The organism is Flavobacterium sp. Leaf82, assembly GCF_001422725.1.
GTDB lineage: Bacteria > Bacteroidota > Bacteroidia > Flavobacteriales > Flavobacteriaceae > Flavobacterium.
Genome location: NZ_LMMA01000001.1, coordinates 635,252 through 653,363, shown reverse-complemented (window position 1 = coordinate 653,363; position 18,112 = coordinate 635,252). Strand labels below are relative to the sequence as shown.

At 34.3% G+C, this 18,112-nt stretch carries 14 protein-coding genes; 9 read left to right on the top strand and 5 right to left on the bottom strand.

Annotated elements, in window-relative coordinates; genetic code table 11:
- Window positions 1-29: 29 nt before the first annotated feature.
- The 5 genes from pdhA to ASF10_RS02730 all read left to right on the top strand — a co-directional run bounded on the left by pdhA (window position 30) and on the right by ASF10_RS02730 (window position 6,674).
- Window positions 30-1,028, top strand: coding sequence for a pyruvate dehydrogenase (acetyl-transferring) E1 component subunit alpha (pdhA, locus tag ASF10_RS02750; protein WP_056245086.1), 999 nt, complete (start codon window positions 30-32; stop codon window positions 1,026-1,028).
- Window positions 1,029-1,034: 6 nt separating this feature from the next.
- Window positions 1,035-2,693 (top strand): pyruvate dehydrogenase complex dihydrolipoamide acetyltransferase, encoded by a 1,659-nt coding sequence (locus tag ASF10_RS02745; protein WP_056245083.1) that lies wholly within the window; start codon window positions 1,035-1,037, stop codon window positions 2,691-2,693.
- A gap of 118 nt (window positions 2,694-2,811) precedes the next feature.
- Entirely contained in the window at window positions 2,812-4,659 is a 1,848-nt protein-coding gene (locus ASF10_RS02740; RefSeq protein ID WP_056245080.1) for a hydrolase/aminopeptidase, read from the top strand.
- 501 nt (window positions 4,660-5,160) lie between these two features.
- Window positions 5,161-5,712, top strand: coding sequence for a carboxymuconolactone decarboxylase family protein (locus tag ASF10_RS02735; RefSeq protein ID WP_056245078.1), 552 nt, complete (start codon window positions 5,161-5,163; stop codon window positions 5,710-5,712).
- An 83-nt stretch (window positions 5,713-5,795) separates the two neighbouring features.
- Window positions 5,796-6,674: a helix-turn-helix domain-containing protein gene (locus ASF10_RS02730; protein WP_056245583.1), complete on the top strand. Its 879-nt coding sequence runs from the start codon at window positions 5,796-5,798 to the stop codon at window positions 6,672-6,674.
- On the opposite strand, the gene ASF10_RS02725 is transcribed toward ASF10_RS02730, so the two are convergent.
- On the bottom strand, window positions 6,671-7,915 hold the full coding sequence (locus tag ASF10_RS02725; protein ID WP_056245075.1) for a glycosyltransferase: 1,245 nt from the start codon (window positions 7,913-7,915) through the stop codon (window positions 6,671-6,673). The genes ASF10_RS02730 and ASF10_RS02725 overlap by 4 nt on opposite strands.
- Window positions 7,916-8,028: 113 nt before the next feature.
- On the opposite strand from ASF10_RS02725, the gene ASF10_RS02720 reads away from it, so the two are divergent.
- Window positions 8,029-8,610 (top strand): tRNA-(ms[2]io[6]A)-hydroxylase, encoded by a 582-nt coding sequence (locus tag ASF10_RS02720; RefSeq protein ID WP_035685975.1) that lies wholly within the window; start codon window positions 8,029-8,031, stop codon window positions 8,608-8,610.
- A gap of 46 nt (window positions 8,611-8,656) precedes the next feature.
- Entirely contained in the window at window positions 8,657-11,413 is a 2,757-nt protein-coding gene (locus tag ASF10_RS02715; RefSeq protein ID WP_056245072.1) for an AsmA-like C-terminal region-containing protein, read from the top strand.
- A 97-nt stretch (window positions 11,414-11,510) separates the two neighbouring features.
- Here ASF10_RS02715 and ASF10_RS02710 read toward each other — a convergent pair whose 3' ends face one another.
- The 4 genes from ASF10_RS02710 to rplU form a co-directional block, all read right to left on the bottom strand.
- A complete protein-coding gene (locus ASF10_RS02710) occupies window positions 11,511-12,794 on the bottom strand; it encodes a hypothetical protein (protein ID WP_241774886.1) in 1,284 nt (427 codons plus the stop codon).
- A gap of 88 nt (window positions 12,795-12,882) precedes the next feature.
- A complete protein-coding gene (locus tag ASF10_RS24045) occupies window positions 12,883-13,470 on the bottom strand; it encodes a hypothetical protein (RefSeq protein ID WP_056245071.1) in 588 nt (195 codons plus the stop codon).
- 179 nt (window positions 13,471-13,649) lie between these two features.
- Window positions 13,650-13,910 carry a 50S ribosomal protein L27 gene (gene rpmA / locus ASF10_RS02700; RefSeq protein WP_035685981.1) on the bottom strand — a complete coding sequence of 87 codons (261 nt, stop codon included), beginning with the start codon at window positions 13,908-13,910 and terminating at the stop codon, window positions 13,650-13,652.
- Window positions 13,911-13,934: 24 nt separating this feature from the next.
- Window positions 13,935-14,375, bottom strand: coding sequence for a 50S ribosomal protein L21 (rplU, locus tag ASF10_RS02695; protein ID WP_055097022.1), 441 nt, complete (start codon window positions 14,373-14,375; stop codon window positions 13,935-13,937).
- Between the two features lie 274 nt (window positions 14,376-14,649).
- On the opposite strand from rplU, the gene ASF10_RS02690 reads away from it, so the two are divergent.
- Entirely contained in the window at window positions 14,650-15,972 is a 1,323-nt protein-coding gene (locus tag ASF10_RS02690) for a M16 family metallopeptidase (protein WP_056245068.1), read from the top strand.
- Window positions 15,973-15,984: 12 nt separating this feature from the next.
- Entirely contained in the window at window positions 15,985-18,033 is a 2,049-nt protein-coding gene (locus ASF10_RS02685; protein WP_056245065.1) for a M16 family metallopeptidase, read from the top strand.
- Window positions 18,034-18,112: the final 79 nt, after the last annotated feature.

Here is an 18,112-nt window from a genome sequence, read left to right as displayed (position 1 = left end):
AACAAACTTTAGCAAAAGAAAGAATTCAGATGAAAGAAGTTACAAAAGAAGTATATTTAAAGTGGTACGAAGACATGCTACTTTGGAGAAAGTTTGAAGACAAACTTGCAGCATTATACATTCAACAAAAAGTTAGAGGTTTTCTACACCTATATAATGGTCAGGAAGCTGTATTAGCGGGTGCTTTGCACGCTATGGACCTGACTAAAGATAAAATGATTACCGCTTACAGAAACCACGTACAACCAATTGGTATGGGAGTTGATCCCAGACGTGTAATGGCTGAGCTTTTAGGAAAAGCAACAGGAACTTCTAAAGGTATGGGAGGTTCTATGCACATTTTCTCTAAAGAACACCGTTTTTACGGAGGACACGGAATCGTAGGTGGACAAATTCCGGTAGGAGCAGGTTTAGCTTTTGCTGATAAATATTTTGAAACTGGCGGAGTTACTATGACCTATTTTGGTGATGGTGCAGCTAGACAAGGTTCTCTACACGAAGCTTTCAACATGGCTATGTTATGGAAATTACCAGTTGTATTTATCGTTGAAAACAACGGTTATGCAATGGGAACTTCTGTAGAAAGAACTGCAAACCACACTGATATCTGGAAACTTGGTTTAGGATACGAAATGCCTTGCGGACCTGTTGACGGAATGAATCCTGTAAAAGTTGCTGAAGCAATGACAGAAGCAATTGACAGAGCTCGTCGTGGTGACGGACCAACTTTCCTTGAAATGAAAACGTACCGTTACAGAGGACACTCTATGTCTGATGCACAACTTTACCGTTCTAAAGAAGAGGTTGAAGAGTACAAAAAGATTGACCCGATTACTCAGGTTTTAGATGTAATTATGGATCAAAAGTATGCTACAGAAGAAGAAATTGAAGCAATTGACCAAAAAGTTAAAGACTTGGTTGAAGAATGTGTGAAATTCGCTGAAGAATCTCCATATCCTGAATTACAACAATTATATGATGTAGTATACGCACAAGAAGACTATCCATTTACACCTCATAAACTATAACATATTATGGCGATAAAAGTAACAATGCCTCGTTTGAGCGATACTATGACGGAAGGAACGGTAGCGACTTGGTTAAAAAAAGTAGGCGACAAAATTAGCGAAGGAGATATCCTTGCTGAAATTGAAACAGATAAAGCAACAATGGAATTTGAGTCTTTCAACGAAGGAACTCTTTTACATATCGGAATTCAGGCTGGAGAAACTGCTCCTGTTGATTCATTATTAGCAATCATTGGTAACGAAGGAGAAGATATTTCTGCTCTTTTAGCTGGTGGTGATGCTCCTGCTGCTAGTTCCGAAGCTTCGGAACCAAAAGCGGATGCTGCTCCTGCTGCTGAAGCAAAAACAGAAACTGCTGCTCCTGCAAAAGCTGCAACTGAATTACCAAAAGGTGTTGTAGTAGTAACTATGCCACGTTTGAGTGATACAATGACAGAAGGAACTGTAGCAACATGGTTGAAAAAAGTAGGTGATGCTGTTGCCGAAGGTGATATCCTTGCTGAAATTGAAACTGACAAAGCAACTATGGAGTTTGAGTCTTTCAATGAAGGAACATTATTATACATTGGTATTCAGGAAGGAAACACTGCACCTGTTGATAGCTTATTAGCTATTATCGGACCTGCCGGAACTGATATTTCTGGAATTGCTGACAACTATACTGCCGGAGGAACTGCAACTGCAAGTGCTCCTGCAACTGAAGAAAAAGCTGCTCCTGCTGCTGAAAAAGCTACAGAAGCCGTTGCTGAAACTTCAAACGGAAGAATTTTAGCTTCGCCATTAGCGAAGAAAATCGCTTCTGATAAAGGAATCCAATTAAATCAGGTTAAAGGGTCTGGAGAAAACGGACGTATCGTAAAAAGCGATATCGAAAACTTTACTCCATCTGCTCAGGCACAACCAGCTGCAAATACAACTGCTGCTGCGCCAAAAGCTGAAACTGCTGCTCCTGCTGCACCAAAAGTATTTGTTCCTGCAGGAGAAGTTTTCACCGAAGAGATCAAAAACTCTCAAATGCGTAAAATTATCGCTAAACGTCTTGCTGAATCATTATTTACTGCACCTCACTACAACTTAGTGATCGAAGTAAGCATGGATGATGCAATGGCTTCAAGAGCGACAATCAATACTGTTCCGGATACAAAAGTATCTTTTAACGATATGGTAATTAAAGCTTGTGCTTTAGCATTGAAAAAACACCCAAAAATCAATTCTCAGTGGAAAGAAGATGCTATCATCATCAACCACCACGTTAACATTGGTGTTGCCGTAGCGGTTGAAGACGGATTAGTAGTTCCTGTATTGAAATTTACAGATGCTATGAGTTTATCTCAAATTGGTGCTGCTGTAAGAGATCTTGCCGGAAGAGCTAAAAACAAAAAACTTGGACCACAAGAAATGGAAGGAAGTACTTTTACAGTATCTAACCTTGGAATGTTTGGTATTACTGAATTCAATTCAATTATCAACCAACCAAACTCTGCTATCCTTTCTGTAGGTGCAATTGTTGAGAAACCAGTAGTTAAAAATGGTCAGATTGTAGTAGGAAACACAATGATGTTATCATTAGCGTGTGACCACAGAACAATTGACGGTGCAACTGGCGCACAATTCTTACAAACATTAAAACAATACATCGAAAGCCCGGTTACAATGTTGGCATAATTTATTTATGTCATCTTGAGCCACAAGCTTAAGGTTATTTATAATAAAATCCCGTTTTGTTTATTCAAAACGGGATTTTTTGTTTAATTTTCCTCCACTAATTCAATTCTTCATAAAAATGAAAAAACTAATCCTTGCCACTTTATTCCTGACCGTAATTGCCTGTCAGAAAAAGGAACAAACAGAAAAAGCAGCTGCTGTTACAGATGAACACAGTTATTCTAAACCAGAACTTGCTGTTGTAAAACATTTAGATCTGGATATAAAAGTTGACTTTGATACTCAAACTATTTCAGGAAAAGCTTCCTGGTTAATTGACAACATAAGCAAAGGAAACGAAATTATCTTTGACGAAAACACGCTTAACATTACAAAAGTAACTTTAGGTGATGATGAAAAAGAAACCAAATTCGAACTTGGAAAAGACGTTGAATTTCACGGAAAACCACTTCATATTACCATCGAACCTAACACCACAAAAGTAAATATTTACTACAGCACGACTAAAGATGCTGTTGCATTACAATGGCTAACTCCTGAGCAAACTGCTGACAAAAAGAAACCTTTTGTTTTCTCGCAAGGCGAAAGCGTTTGGTCACGCACCTGGATTCCGTGTCAGGATTCTCCGGGAATTCGTTTTACTTATAATGCAAAAGTTACCGTTCCTAAAGATTTATTAGCTGTAATGAGCGCTGTAAATCCTCAAAAGAAAAATGATACCGGAGTTTATACTTTTAAACAAGACAAAGCGATTCCGTCTTATTTAATGGCAATTGCAGTTGGAGATATCGAATTTCAATCTATTGATAACAGAACCGGAGTTTATGCAGAACCATCGATGCTGAAAAAATCGGCCTGGGAATTTGCTGAACTTGGAAAAATGGTTGTAGCTGCTGAAAAACTTTACGGACCTTACCGTTGGGGACGTTATGATGTTTTGGTTTTACCTCCAAGTTTCCCTTATGGCGGAATGGAAAATCCTAACTTAACTTTCCTTACTCCGGGAGTAATTGCAGGAGATCGTTCATTGACTAGTTTATTAGCACACGAATTAGGACACAGCTGGAGCGGAAATTTAGTTACCAATGCAACCTGGGACGATATCTGGTTAAACGAAGGTTTTACAACTTATGTAGAACACCGCATTGGCGAAGCAATTTTTGGAGAGAAAGAATTTGAAATGCAAAACGTTATTACGCGCAAAGAATTAGTTGATAACGTAGCAGAATACGGAGATACAAGTCCAGATACAAGATTAAAAGTTAGTCTTACGGGAAGAAACCCTGATGACGGAATCAGCATGATTCCGTATGTAAAAGGATATGCTTTTTTAAGAGTAATCGAAAATGCTGTTGGACGTGAAAAGTTTGACGTATTTATTAAAAATTATTTCGATGCACACGCTTTTAAATCTATCACAACAGAAGATTTTCTTAAATACTATAACGAGAATCTTATAAAAGGAGACAAAGCACTTGCAGATAAAATAAAAGCCGAAGACTGGATCTACAAACCTGGAATTCCATCAAATATTACACCTGTAAGTTCTGCTGATTTTGATGCAATTGATAAATTCCAAAAAAGCTGGAGAGAAACGGGCGTAAAAGGATTAAGTCAAAAAATTACAACAACGAGCGAAAAACAGTATTTTATAGATCATCTTCCAACGGATATTACACCAAAAGAAATGGAAGCAATTGATGCAGAATTCAACTTTACAAAAGGTGGTAATTTCATCATCAAACGTCAATGGTTTGTTCCGTCTATTCGTTATAAATATACAGCTGCGTATCCTGCAATTGAACAATTTTTAATTTCAACTAGCAGAACTGGATCTGTAATGATGCTTTATAAAGAAATGGCAAAAACTCCGGAAGGAAAAGTTTGGGCAAACAAAATTTTCAACAAAGCAAAATCAGGTTATCATGCTACTACTGTTCAGGCGGTTGGAGATTTGTTGAAATAGTTTTTAGTCTCATTTACAGTCCCAGTTTACAGTCTCAGTCTTTCAGCTTACAATCTGACCGGAGATTGAGAGTGCAAACTAAAAAATCCCCAGTTACAACTTGTAACCGGGGATTTTTTTATTCTTATTTGTCATTGCGAGGAACGAAGCAACCACACTAACAATAAACGCAATCATCAATAACAACCAAAGCACCAGATGTGATTGCTTCGTTCCTCGCAATGACCTAACAAACGAAAAACATTATTATGAAAACGACTGCCCTAGCCCCGATAGAATTAAAAATCCTTTTGTCCGCCGCGGCAGACAAAAGATTGTAACGTCCCGAGGCTTCGGGAGCGGGATTAGCTCCTAAAAAACATTCTTATTTACTAATAAATAAAGAAGAGGGAAAATTGTCCATCACATAGCGTAAATCCTCCATGTTCTAAACTCTGTAATCATCGCACCTTTGTAATGTCAAAAGACAACAACTAATAATTAACATAAAAATTAAATACAATGACACGATTAACAGCATTAAACCCAGAAGAAGTAACAGGAAAAACTAAAGATTTATTCAACGCTGTACAAGCAAAATTAGGAGTTGTTCCTAATATGATGAGAACAATGGGAAATTCTCCGGCAGTTCTTGAAGGATATTTAAACTTAAGCGGCGCATTAAGCCACGGAAAATTGAGTGCAAAAACCGGCGAATTATTAGCCTTGACAATTTCAGAAAGTAATTCTTGTGATTATTGTGTAGCGGCTCATACTTTTATTGGTGAAAAATTATTAAAAGCAGATGCGCAGGTTTTACATGATGCAAGAACAGGAAATTCTACTGATGCAAAAACTAACGCTATTCTTAAATTTGCTAAAACATTGGTTAGCAAAAATGGTTTAGTAAGCGATGAAGATGTAAATACAATTAAAAATGCAGGAGTTTCAGAGGCAGAAATTGCAGAAACTGTAGCTCACGTAGCCTTAAATGTTTTAACAAACTATTTCAATAATACTGCAAATACTCAAATCGATTTTCCAGCAGTACCAAGTTTAGAATTACAAAAATAATTTGACAAAAAACAATTTATATAGATAGTCGTGAAGTCTTTTTCATGACTATCTTTACATTTTTAAAAAAAGCAGCATTTTTTATGAGCAATCAAAATGTATACACTTTAATTAATCCTCAGGATGGCAATCTGGCATTCAAAATTCTTCCGTTTGACGATAATAGCCATTTTGATCATTTACAGCGTAACAATTATTTCTCTTTAATTTGGGTAACCAAAGGAAAAGGCAAAGTAAAAGCTGATTTTGCCGAACATCAATTTGAAGAAAATTCACTCCTCGCCTTTTCTCCTTACCAACCGTTTATGCTTTGTGTAAATGAACCAATTGAAGGAATTGCGATTCATTTTCATCCTGATTTTTACTGCATACATTATCACCAAAAAGAGGTTTCATGCAATGGAGTGTTATTCAATAACGTTTATCAACCACCGTTTACTATAATTACAGAAGAAGCTGCATCGACTTTTAAAATGGTTTTAGATCAGATGAAAACTGAAATTCAAAATACCGGATTAGCACAATATGACTTATTGATTTCTTATTTAAAGATATTTTTAATCACGGCTTCAAGATTAAAGAATCAACAACTGGAAGAAATGAAATCTGCTCCGGATTCTAAAGAACCTTTTATTCTTCAAAACCTGAAAGATGCGATAGAGCTTAATTTTAAAATTAAACATTCTGCCGGTCATTATGCAGAAATGCTCAATATTTCGGCGAAAGCCTTAGCTAAATTATCTAAGAATTATTTCAACAAAACCCTTACTGATTTAATTGCTGAAAGAATTATAATCGAAGCTAAAAGAGAATTATATATGACCAATAAAACGGTAAAAGAAATTGCCTACGAACTGGGTTATGATGACGAACATTATTTTAGCCGCTTCTTTAAAACCAATGCAGATGTTTCGCCACAATTGTACCGTGAAACTGTAGGATTTGGAAAAATGGAAGCTTAGTTTTTATTCTTCACCTCAATCCATTTTGCCATGTATTTAGTACTTTTTAAAGTGTGATGCTGCAATAGGTTTCCCATAAAATTATGCAAACGATGACTCTCGGAATCATTCAACAGCAAATTAATCTGAGTCATCAAGGCAGTAGAATATTTGCTTAATTGATAACATTCATTTACAATTTCGATTCCATTTTTTTGAGATTGTTTCCAAAGATTTTCATCATGATATAACTCGACTGCTTTCTTTGCAAATAACTCAAGATCATCTGTAATAAAACCATTCCAAGGTAAATTGGCGTGCATGGCTTCGGATCCAATTGTAGTTGTTATACTTGGAGTTCCGCATTGCATGGCTTCTAATAATTTACCTTTTAATCCTGCTCCAAACCGAATTGGCGCCAAAACAATTCTGGCTTTTTTTACAATTTCATTAGCGTCTTCAGCTCTTCCCATAATCAAAAAACCATTTTTTGAATGATGCAATTGTAACACTTTTTGCGAAGGATATGCACCATAAACTTCCAAAACAGCTTCCGGAAATTGCTCTTTAATTATTGGCCAAATGGCTTCTTTTAAATATTGAACCGTATTCCAATTGGGTTCATGAAGAAAATTCCCTATGAAAACAAAATTCTTTCGTTCTTGAAATGATGGTAATTTCTGCAAATCCAATTCCTGCATTCCATGAACCAGAAAAGGCAAATAGTGCAATAAACTGAAATCGATTTTAAAAACATCTTTCAAAATTTTCATTTCAAATTCTGAAATCATGAAAGACAAATCACATCTTAGAATACTGGCAATTTCTCGCTTTGCAACTTCTTCAGACAATAAATCATTCAACTCAAAAGTCCTGTTTTCTTTAAATGCTTTTTGTCTTGCCGTTCTCAAACAATGCAAATCTTCAGTGTCTAATAATCTAATCGCTTTTGGACAATTCTCTGAAACCCGCCAGCCAAATTGTTCTTCGATCATGAAACGATCAAACAAAACCACATCAGGATTAAGTTTGATTATAAAATCATCAAAACTGGAATTATTGAGTTCAATTGATGTTTTATCAACTCCAAATTCAGACAAATCGACCATAAAATCGCTATCTAAAGCAGGGCTTGCAAATGTAATTTCGAAGCTGTTTTCCTTAAAAATAGAAATCAATTGCATCATTCTGCCACCCGCTGCAGACGAATTTGGCTCAGGCCAGACAAAACCAATAATCAGAAGTTTTTTTGTTTGATTCATTTGAGTTCTTTGAACTTACAAAATAATGCTTTTTTGAGCGCATTTGCACGCTATTTACTGACTTTCGGCAATAAAAAAGACTAATTTTGCAGTTAACTTTTTTCAATATAGTTATGTTAGGATTAAAATTAGCCACAGACCCTCGTTGGGTAAATATAGTAGAGTCAAATATCGAAGAAATTCTTACGGATCATGCCTGGTGCGAGCAAAAAGCAGCATCAAACGCTATAAGTTTAGTTACTTATAATTCTGAATTAGAAGAGTTAGTAACTGAAATGCTTGTAATTGCACGAGAAGAATTAGAGCATTTACAAATGGTACATGATATTATCAAAAAAAGAGGTTTGACTTTGGGTCGTGAAAGAAAAGATCATTATGTAAATGAACTTTTTAAATTCATGAAAAAAGACGGAAGCCGAAAAGACGCACTTTGTGATCGTTTATTATTTTCGGCTATGATCGAAGCCAGAAGTTGTGAGCGTTTCAAGGTACTTTCAGAAAATATTAAAGACGAGGAATTGGCTAAATTCTACCGTGATTTAATGATTTCTGAAGCCGGACATTATACTACATTTTTAGGATTTGCCAGAAAATATACAGACAATATAGATATCGATAAACGATGGAAAGAATGGATTGAATATGAAGGTTCTATTATTACAAATTACGGAAAAAGCGAAACTGTTCACGGATAAACCTTTTATACAATACAAATCTTACCTGTAAACAACTCAATTTGTTATGTCTACAAATAAAACCAAGTCCGTTTTACTAAAAACGGCAAAATATCTGGGAATAACTTTTGTTGTTATTATTGGATTGTTGTTCTTGACGCCTATAGTTTTTGCCGATAAAATAAAGGAGCAAATCAAAAAGACGGCTAATGAAAAACTGAGCGCAGAACTGAATTATTCTGATGTATCGGTTTCATTTTTTCACCATTTTCCTTCCTTGACTTTAACCTTAAATGATTTAAGCCTTAACGGATCAGCTCCATACAAAAACGAAAAATTTATTACCGCAAAAGAAGTCTCTTTTGGAATAAACGTAGCCAGTTTAATTTTTAGCAAAGAGGTAAAAATTGATCAGATTTATTTATCTGATTCCTTTATTAATGTAAAAGTAAACGACAAAGGAGAAGCGAATTATAATGTTTACAAATCATCAAAACCATCAGACCCTAAAGATAGTACTGACGCTGATGCATCGCTAAAACTGGAAAAAATTGAGATTATAAACAGCAAAATTATTTATGACGATCTGTCGACAAAAGTTCATTTTGATGCTTTTGGATTTGATTATTTAGGAAAAGGAGATTTAAACAAAGCTGTCTTTGATTTATACTCAAAAGCAAAAATTGAAAAATTAAATATTGTTTACGAAGGTGAACCGTATTTAATGAATAAAAAAATTGATGCAGATTTAATTACTAAAGTAAATGTTAACTCTTTATCTTTTTTCTTTGAGCAGAACAATCTTAAAATCAATCAGCTTTTAGTAGATTTTAAAGGTAAATTTGATTTCCTGAAAGACGGTTACAATATGGATTTCATCATAAAATCTGACAACAGCAACTTAGATGATCTTTTTACTGCTTTCCCTCCAAAATATATTACCTGGCTTTCTAAAACAGAATTAAAAGGTAAAACTAATTTACTTTTTACCTTAAAAGGAAATTATATCGCATCGCAAAACATTGCTCCTGATTTAAATTTAGACATAAAAATAGACAATGGTTTTGTAAATTATAACAAAAGTGCTTTCCCGGTTTCTAATTTAAACCTGGAAGTTAAAACGACAGTTCCTTCTTTAAATCCGGATCTTTTAACTGTTGATGCAAAAAATTTGTCCTTAAATATAAATAAGGATTATTTAAAATCTAAATTTTATATAAAAGGTGCCAATACTCCGGAAATAAATGCGGATTTTAAAGCTAAAATTGATCTTGAAAAACTAACAAAAGCACTCGGAATTCCGGATATTGTTTTAAAAGGAAGTTTAGCCGGAGATGTAAAAGCAAACGGGAAATTTGACCAGAAAAACAAACTTTTCCCTGTTACAAACGGAAGTATTGATTTGGAAAATGGTTATTTAAAAACCAAATATTATCCAAATCCAATCACCAATATTAAGATAAAATCTAAAATTGAAAATCAAAAAGGAACATTTGATGATTTGAAAATAAGTTTAAAACCAACTCAATTTACTTTTGAAGGAAAACCTGTTTTTGTAGAAGCCGATTTGAGCAATTTTAATGACTTAACTTATGACATTAAAGCAAAAGGGGAACTTGACGTTAATAAAATCTACAAAGTTTTTTCTCAAAAAGGACTCGATTTAGATGGTTTTGTAAAAGCTGATTTGGTTTTGAAAGGCAAACAAAGCGATGCCGAAAAAGGTAATTACAGTAAACTTTATAATAAGGGAACTCTTGAACTAAGAAATATAGGAATTGCATCAGAATATTTGCCAAAGAAATTCATTATCAAGGAAGGGATTTTCAAAATCAATCAGGATAAAATGTCGTTTAATAACTTTCTGGCTGCTTATGGCGAATCAGATTTTAAACTGAATGGTTATTTACAGAACGTTTTTAATTATATCACAACGAATACAGGGGTTTTAAAAGGTTCTTTTAAAGTTACTTCAAGATACATCAATGTCGATGAATTTATGTCAAGTACGCCGGTAAACACATCTGTAACGCAAACAAAAACGCAAAGCCCTGCTCCTGCCGAAACGAAACAAACCGGAGTTATTATTATTCCGACAAACCTGAATTTGAATTTTACAGCTAATGCCCAAAAAGTAAATTTTGATAAATTAAACCTTCAAAATGCTGTTGGAAATTTAAACATGTACAAAGGTAAATTGAGCATGCAGAATACCGGTTTTAATTTAATTGGCTGTAATGTTGGCATGAACGCCAATTATCAAGCGGTAACTACACAAAAAGCAAATTTTGACTTTAGTATCAAAGCATCTGATTTTGATATTAAAAGGGCTTATAATGAAATCGAAGTTTTTAGAAAAATGGCAAGTGCCGCTGAAAAAGCTCAGGGAATTGTGTCTGTAGATTACCAGTTAAAAGGTCGTTTAAACGGAAACATGGATCCGGTTTATCCATCGCTTGCAGGTGGTGGAATACTTTCTGTAAAAGATGTAAAAGTACGCGGGTTAAAAATGTTTAATGCCGTAAGCCAGAAAACAAGTTCAGAATCGATGAAAAATCCTGATGTTTCTAAAGTTGACATTAAAACTACAGTTAAAAATAATATCATAACAGTAGAACGCTTTAAATTTAAGTTTGCAGGCTTTAGACCAAGAATTGAAGGCACAACAAGTTTAGACGGAAAACTGAACTTAAAAATGCGTTTAGGATTACCTCCGCTTGGTATATTCGGAATTCCGCTAACCGTTACCGGAACACAAAATAGCCCTAAAGTAAAAGTAGGACGCAAAACAGAAGATTTAGAAGAAACAAAAGACACCGAATAAATAAAAAACCTGTTCATTACGAACAGGTTTTTTTATGAAATTCCCAATCGAATTTCTATTACTTCTCCTTTCGGTCAAAATGACAAAACATGTAGAATTAAACATATAACATTCCGGAAACATACAAAATACCTTTTGCCAATAACCACAATAATAACGCCATTCCTAAAAATCCCCAAGCTGATGTTCTGCTTCTTTTCCAGCTAATAAAAAAGGTTGGAATTTCCCAATATTTGATAATAATGTAGATGCTTGTCCCTATTAAAGATGCCCAAATCATTTCGGCAGAATGAATATAAAAGCTATAAAACAAAGTGAACAAAAGAAAAAGAACGGTAATCAATTGCAAATAATAATAATTCTTGTAATTGTATTTGAAATTATGTTTCAGCGATAAAAGCAAAAATGATATAATCAGTAAACTTGTCAAGGCTATTATCACATAAGAAAAAACCGGATTTTGTTGTGCTATCAAAAAACCATCGATAATTAAAGCCACAATAACACAAGCCGCAAGCGAATCAATACTTCTTTCGATATAACTGTCTTCGAAAGGAACAAGTATTGGAGAAATATATTTCTCTAATGTACGCCAAAACGGTAGAGCACAAATAACAGCCATACCAGAAACCACGATCTCATAATTATACAAAGTATCATCCGGATTTTTATATAACACATACAAAAGTGCCAGTGTTACGATTATTGCAGGAAGACAAATTGTTTTTATTGTTTCCCAATTATTCCGACTCCAGAAATTATTCTTTATTTCAAAAATATATTTCTTTACTAAATATTTGCGGGTAAAAATAGCCGTTGACTGACTCCATAATAAAAACAAACCGGTATGAATTACTACCGTTCTTAAAGTCATTTCTTCAATATAACAACCAAAAACAACACACGCAATCCCTATCAGCAACAATTCATAAGTAAGCAATATTGCCGAAAATAAAAGCCTGAATATTGGCGCAAATTGCCTTATAAGGATATCGATAAGCAAACTCCAATAATTGCGCAACAATCCTATTATAGAACATATTGCAATAAACGCCGCCAGATATAACATCCAATTTGTGAGTGATTGCGTCTGCATCCATAATTGAACCGCAGAATCTTTTACAGGAATATAAGAGATATGCGAATGGGCATAAATTTCGTTTGCCAATTGATTTCTTACTGTATCATTAATTGCAGAAAACTGATTCTTGTGTTGCTGCCAATATTCATTAGCATTAGAACCGTTTTTTTGAAGAATTACAAATTCGTATAAAATCTTTTTTTGATCCTCGTTTAATGATACGATTTGTTCAGTAGGATGAATTTCTTTTGCAAACAAACTGGTGCAGAAAAGAAAGATAAGAAAAACTATTTTTTTCAAAATTTGGAGATTTGTTCAATCAAAAATACAAATAATAAGCCCAATAAATAATCTGATAAATATTTTAGTAGTATCAAATATCAAAATACTATTTAGCCTCTTTTTGATCGCTTGAAACCAAAACAAACAGAATCCTCGACACAACATACAAAATTAATGTCCGAATGCACAGATATAAGAATGCACCAATTAATGCCAGTATAAATGCAATTACTGTTGGAAGAACAGCACCAAATGTAAAAGTCATGCCCAGAACAAATCCAAGAATATATTCTGCTCTGTAAATAGGAAAAAATAAGCCAGACATCAGAATCAATAAAAGTACATAAGCTGGAAAATTTGCATATCCTAAAGTAAAAAAGACCGAAAGAAGTATTCCTGAAAATAAGGCGCCAATAAATCCATAAATAATATTTATCTGAGAATCTGATTCTTTCGATTCATTATCGATATTTTCTACAGCTCTCTTTTTTATCCGGTAAAACAAAATCCATGAAAGCAAAGGAAGCAAAAGCGCTCCCCACCAATTCGAAATTTCAGGTAAATTTTTATCATTCAGAATATGATGACTTGGCACTCCTCCATGATAATGATTCCAGATTAATAGCGCCCAAATAGAAATTGCTATTATACTTGTAAAGTATACTCGTATTTTGAAAAATCTTTTTTCATTCATAGATCCTGATTTAAATAGTTAATTTCATAATGCCCTTATTCTTTCAACTGAATGTTAATTCCTTTAGAACATATGTTGCATTATTATAGAAATTGTTACACTATTTTATAAATCAGTATTGATTTAAAACAAAAAACCCGCTCTTTTCAGAACGGGTTTTGTAATAAGTAATCTAATGATTATGCTTCGAATGGAAGAATAGATACATAAGATTTGTTATCTCTTTTCTTTTGGAACTTAACAACTCCAGCTACTCTTGCGTGTAGTGTGTGATCTTTACTGATGTAAACATTTTCACCTGGATTATGTTTTGAACCTCTTTGTCTAACGATGATGTTCCCAGCAATAGCAGCTTGACCTCCAAAAATCTTAACGCCTAAACGTTTTGATTCTGATTCTCTACCATTCTTCGAACTACCGACACCTTTCTTGTGAGCCATGACGTATGAGTTTAAATATTGTTATTATTCTTTAGTAGCTTCTTTTTTTGCTTTTGGAGCTGCTGCTTTTTTTACTTTAGGAGCTTCTACTTCTTCAGTAGATACTTCTTCAGCTACAACTGCTTTCTTAGCTGCTGCTTTTTTAGTTCCTCCAGCTGCAGTAATACCTTCAATTACAATTTGAGTAAGATATTGTCTGTGACCATTTCTCTTTTTGTATCCTTTTCTTCTTTTCTTTTTGAAAACGATAACTTTATCTCCTTTTAAGTGTTGTAACACTTTAGCTTCTACTGAAGCACCTTCTATAGCTGGGGCGCCTAAAGTTACGCTACCATTATCATCTAATAAAAGAACTTTGTCAAAAGAAACTTTTGAACCTTCTTCATTAGTCAAACGGTTAACATAAACCTTTAAGTCTTTGCTTACTTTAAATTGTTGCCCTGCTATCTCTACGATTGCATACATACCAAATTGATTTATTGATTTTTAAGGTTGCAAATATACAATTAATAATTTACTGTGCAATTTCTTATTCTAAAAATATTTATTTCACTTTAAAGTCTGTTTTTCAAGGGATTTCAACTCTCAAAAAACAATATCCTGACGGGAATGATTGTTAAAGTATCACCAAAATAAGACTTAACCCTTATTTGATAATTAAAAAAAGTTAATTTTGATGTAACGATAATCAACTCTTGGCTACCTACATAATATAGGTAAATAAAAATTATTAATCTTTATGAAAAATTCAATAATGATGTTAAGTGCAGCACTAATGCTCGGCGGAGTGGCTCATGCTCAAAAGGTAGCTTTTGAAGAATATAATCTGGATAATGGCATGCATGTTATCTTACATAACGATCCATCTGCTCCGGTTGTCATAACCTCAGTAATGTATCACGTAGGATCAAAAGACGAGCGTCCGGACAGAACTGGTTTTGCACATTTCTTTGAACATTTATTATTTGAAGGAACACAAAATATAAAACGTGGCGAATGGATGAAAATCGTCACGGCAAACGGCGGAGTAAATAATGCAAATACGTCTGATGACAGAACATATTACTACGAAGTTTTTCCATCAAACAGCTTAGAACTTGGTTTATGGATGGAATCAGAAAGGCTGATGCACCCTATTATCAACAAAATTGGTGTAGACACGCAAAATGAAGTCGTAAAAGAAGAGAAAAGAATGCGTTACGACAATCAGCCCTACGGAAATATTCTTCCGGAGGTTAAAAAAAACATGTTCAAAAATCATCCGTATCGCTGGACAACTATAGGATCCATGAAAGATCTTGACGCGGCAACGCTGGAAGAATTTCAGGCTTTTAATAAAAAATTCTACACGCCAAATAATGCCGTTTTGGTCGTAGCCGGTGATTTTGACAAAACTAAAACCAAAGAATGGATTCAAAAATATTTTGCTCCTATTCCGAGAGGTGAAGAAGTAAAAAAACAAACTTTTGTCGAAGAACCAATCAATCAGACTATAAAAGCGACTTACGAAGATCCTAATATTCAGATCCCAATGATCGTTGCTTCTTACAGAACGCCATCAATGAAAACAAGAGATGCGAGAGTTTTAGATTTAATCTCTTCTTATTTAAGTGATGGAAAAAGTTCTAAATTGTATAAAAAAATAGTCGACGATAAAAAAATGGCACTTCAAATTGGAGCTGTTGGATTTAGTCAGGAAGATTACGGAATGTACATTTTATACGGTTTGCCAATGGCGCCAAATACAACAGCCGACATCCTGAAAGAAATGGATGAAGAGATTGTAAAAATTCAAACGGATCTGATCTCTGAAAAAGATTACGAAAAATTACAAAACAAATTCGATAATAATTTTGTGAATGCCAATGCAAGCGTAGAAGGAATTGCTGAAAATCTTGCTTCTTATTACCTTCTTTACGGAGACGTTAATTTAATTAATACAGAAATTGATCTGTATCACTCAATTACAAGAGAAGAAATTAGAGAAGTTGCTAAAAAGTATCTAAACCCAAATCAGCGTTTGATTTTAGACTACATTCCTTCAACTAAAGTTCAAAACTAAGCTTATTGAATCATGAAAAAAATACATACAATTTTAATCCTTTTATTCCTCACTGGAATTATGCAAGCACAAAATCGTCCACAACCAAAGCCAGGCGCTTCGCCAGTAGTCAATATCAAAAAACCTCAAACCTTTGTTTTGGCAAACGGTATGAAAGTTTTGGTTGTTGAAAATCATAAATTACCCAGAGTAAGCTTTAATCTAACCCTTGATAATGCTCCTTTTACCGAAGGAAACAAAAAAGGTGTTGATGAATTAACAAGCAGCCTGATTGGTAACGGAACCAAAAAAACAACTAAAGAAGCCTTTAACGAAGAAATTGATTTTTACGGAGCAAGCATCAATTTTTCGTCATCCGGCGCTTATGCGAGTTCACTTTCTAAATACTCAGTACGTGTTCTGGAGCTTTTAGCCGAAGGCGCTTTACAACCCAATTTTACTCAAACAGAATTTGACAAGGAAAAAGCAAAATTAATTGAAGGCCTTAAAGCCGATGAAAAAAGTGTTCCGGCAATTGCAAGCAGAGTTGTTGATGTTTTAGCATTTGGAAAAAATCATCCTTCAGGAGAATTTCTTTCAGAAGAAACAGTGAAAAATGTAACTCTAGCAGATGTTCAGACAAATTATGCAACTTATTTTGTTCCTGAAAATGCTTACTTAGTAGTAATTGGTGATGTTAAATTTAAAGAAACAAAAGCTGCTGTTGAAAAACTTTTTGGCGGATGGAAAAAACAAAACGCACCAAAAAACACATATCCAAATCCGGAGAATGTTTCTAAACTTCAAATTGATTTTGTAGATGTTCCAAATGCAGTGCAATCAGAAATTTCATTAGTAAATACTGTAAATCTAAAAATGAGTGATCCTGATTTTTTCCCTGCAGTAATTGCAAATCAAATTTTAGGAGGCGATTTTAATAGTTATCTTAACATGAATTTGCGTGAGGAAAACGCATGGACATATGGCGCAAGTTCAAGCATTGGAGCAGGAAAATATGTAACCAAGTTCAAGGCTTCATCTGCCGTAAGAAACACGGTTACAGATAGCGCAGTAGTTCAGTTTATAAAAGAAATTAAAAGAATCAGAACCGAGCGAGTTCCTCAGGAAGTTTTAAGAAACGTAAAAGCGGGATATATTGGCCGATTTGTAATGCAGGTCGAAAAACCACAAACTGTTGCCCGATATGCTTTGAATATTGAAACAGAAAAATTACCGGCAGACTTTTACGAAAAATACATTCAAACCATAAACGATGTTACTGCCGATGATATTTACCGCGTTGCCAACAAGTATTTCTTGTTAGACAATATGCGAATTGTAATTGCAGGAAAAGGTTCTGATGTAATTACTGGTCTGGAAAAACTTCAAATTCCGATTTTCTATTTTGACAAATACGGAAATCCGGTTGAAAAACCTGTTACTAAAAAAGAAGCTCCAACAGGAATTACGGCTAAAACTGTTTTCGAGAATTACCTAAAAGCAATTGGTGGAGAAAAAGCAGTTGCTGCTGCAAAAACGCTGGCAATGACCGGAACTACAACTGTACCGCAAGCTCCGGGACCTTTGACTTTTACTTCTAAATTAGATTCTAAAGGCAAAATGATGGTTTCTCTTGCAATGGGAACCATGAATTTAATGAAACAGGTTGTAAACGAAAAAGGTGCATATATCGAACAACAAGGACAACGCAAAAACCTTGAAGGCGCAGATCTTGCCGACATGAAAGCCAGCGCTGCTCCTTTTGAAGAATTACAATTACAAAAAAGAACTGACTTAAAAGTTGACTCAATCGAGCCTATAAATGGCAGCGATGCTTATGTAATTAAAGATGGCAAAACAACGTATTACTACGATGTAAAATCTGGTTTGAAAACAGCAAAAGGTAAACTTCGTGAACAAGACGGAAAATCATCTTCTCAAATAACCAACTTTAACGATTATAGAGAAGTAAAAGGTATCAAAGTTCCTTTTAATCTGGTACAGAATGTAGGTTTTGAATTGGATATTAAAATGACCGATATTAAGATCAACGAAGGAGTTTCTGACAAAGATTTTTTATAAAAAAGGTTCAAAGACTCAGAGTTGCAAAGGTTCTAGGTCGTTATCCCGAAGCTTTAGGATTATTATTTTAGAAGCTTTG

Coding starts and splice junctions, on each gene's coding strand:
- pdhA (WP_056245086.1), top strand. CDS start 30: ATGAAAGAAGTTACAAAAGAAGTATATTTAAAGTGGTACGAAGACATG.
- ASF10_RS02745 (WP_056245083.1), top strand. CDS start 1,035: ATGGCGATAAAAGTAACAATGCCTCGTTTGAGCGATACTATGACGGAA.
- ASF10_RS02740 (WP_056245080.1), top strand. CDS start 2,812: ATGAAAAAACTAATCCTTGCCACTTTATTCCTGACCGTAATTGCCTGT.
- ASF10_RS02735 (WP_056245078.1), top strand. CDS start 5,161: ATGACACGATTAACAGCATTAAACCCAGAAGAAGTAACAGGAAAAACT.
- ASF10_RS02730 (WP_056245583.1), top strand. CDS start 5,796: ATGAGCAATCAAAATGTATACACTTTAATTAATCCTCAGGATGGCAAT.
- ASF10_RS02725 (WP_056245075.1), bottom strand. CDS start 7,915: ATGAATCAAACAAAAAAACTTCTGATTATTGGTTTTGTCTGGCCTGAG.
- ASF10_RS02720 (WP_035685975.1), top strand. CDS start 8,029: ATGTTAGGATTAAAATTAGCCACAGACCCTCGTTGGGTAAATATAGTA.
- ASF10_RS02715 (WP_056245072.1), top strand. CDS start 8,657: ATGTCTACAAATAAAACCAAGTCCGTTTTACTAAAAACGGCAAAATAT.
- ASF10_RS24045 (WP_056245071.1), bottom strand. CDS start 13,470: ATGAATGAAAAAAGATTTTTCAAAATACGAGTATACTTTACAAGTATA.
- rpmA (WP_035685981.1), bottom strand. CDS start 13,910: ATGGCTCACAAGAAAGGTGTCGGTAGTTCGAAGAATGGTAGAGAATCA.
- rplU (WP_055097022.1), bottom strand. CDS start 14,375: ATGTATGCAATCGTAGAGATAGCAGGGCAACAATTTAAAGTAAGCAAA.
- ASF10_RS02690 (WP_056245068.1), top strand. CDS start 14,650: ATGAAAAATTCAATAATGATGTTAAGTGCAGCACTAATGCTCGGCGGA.
- ASF10_RS02685 (WP_056245065.1), top strand. CDS start 15,985: ATGAAAAAAATACATACAATTTTAATCCTTTTATTCCTCACTGGAATT.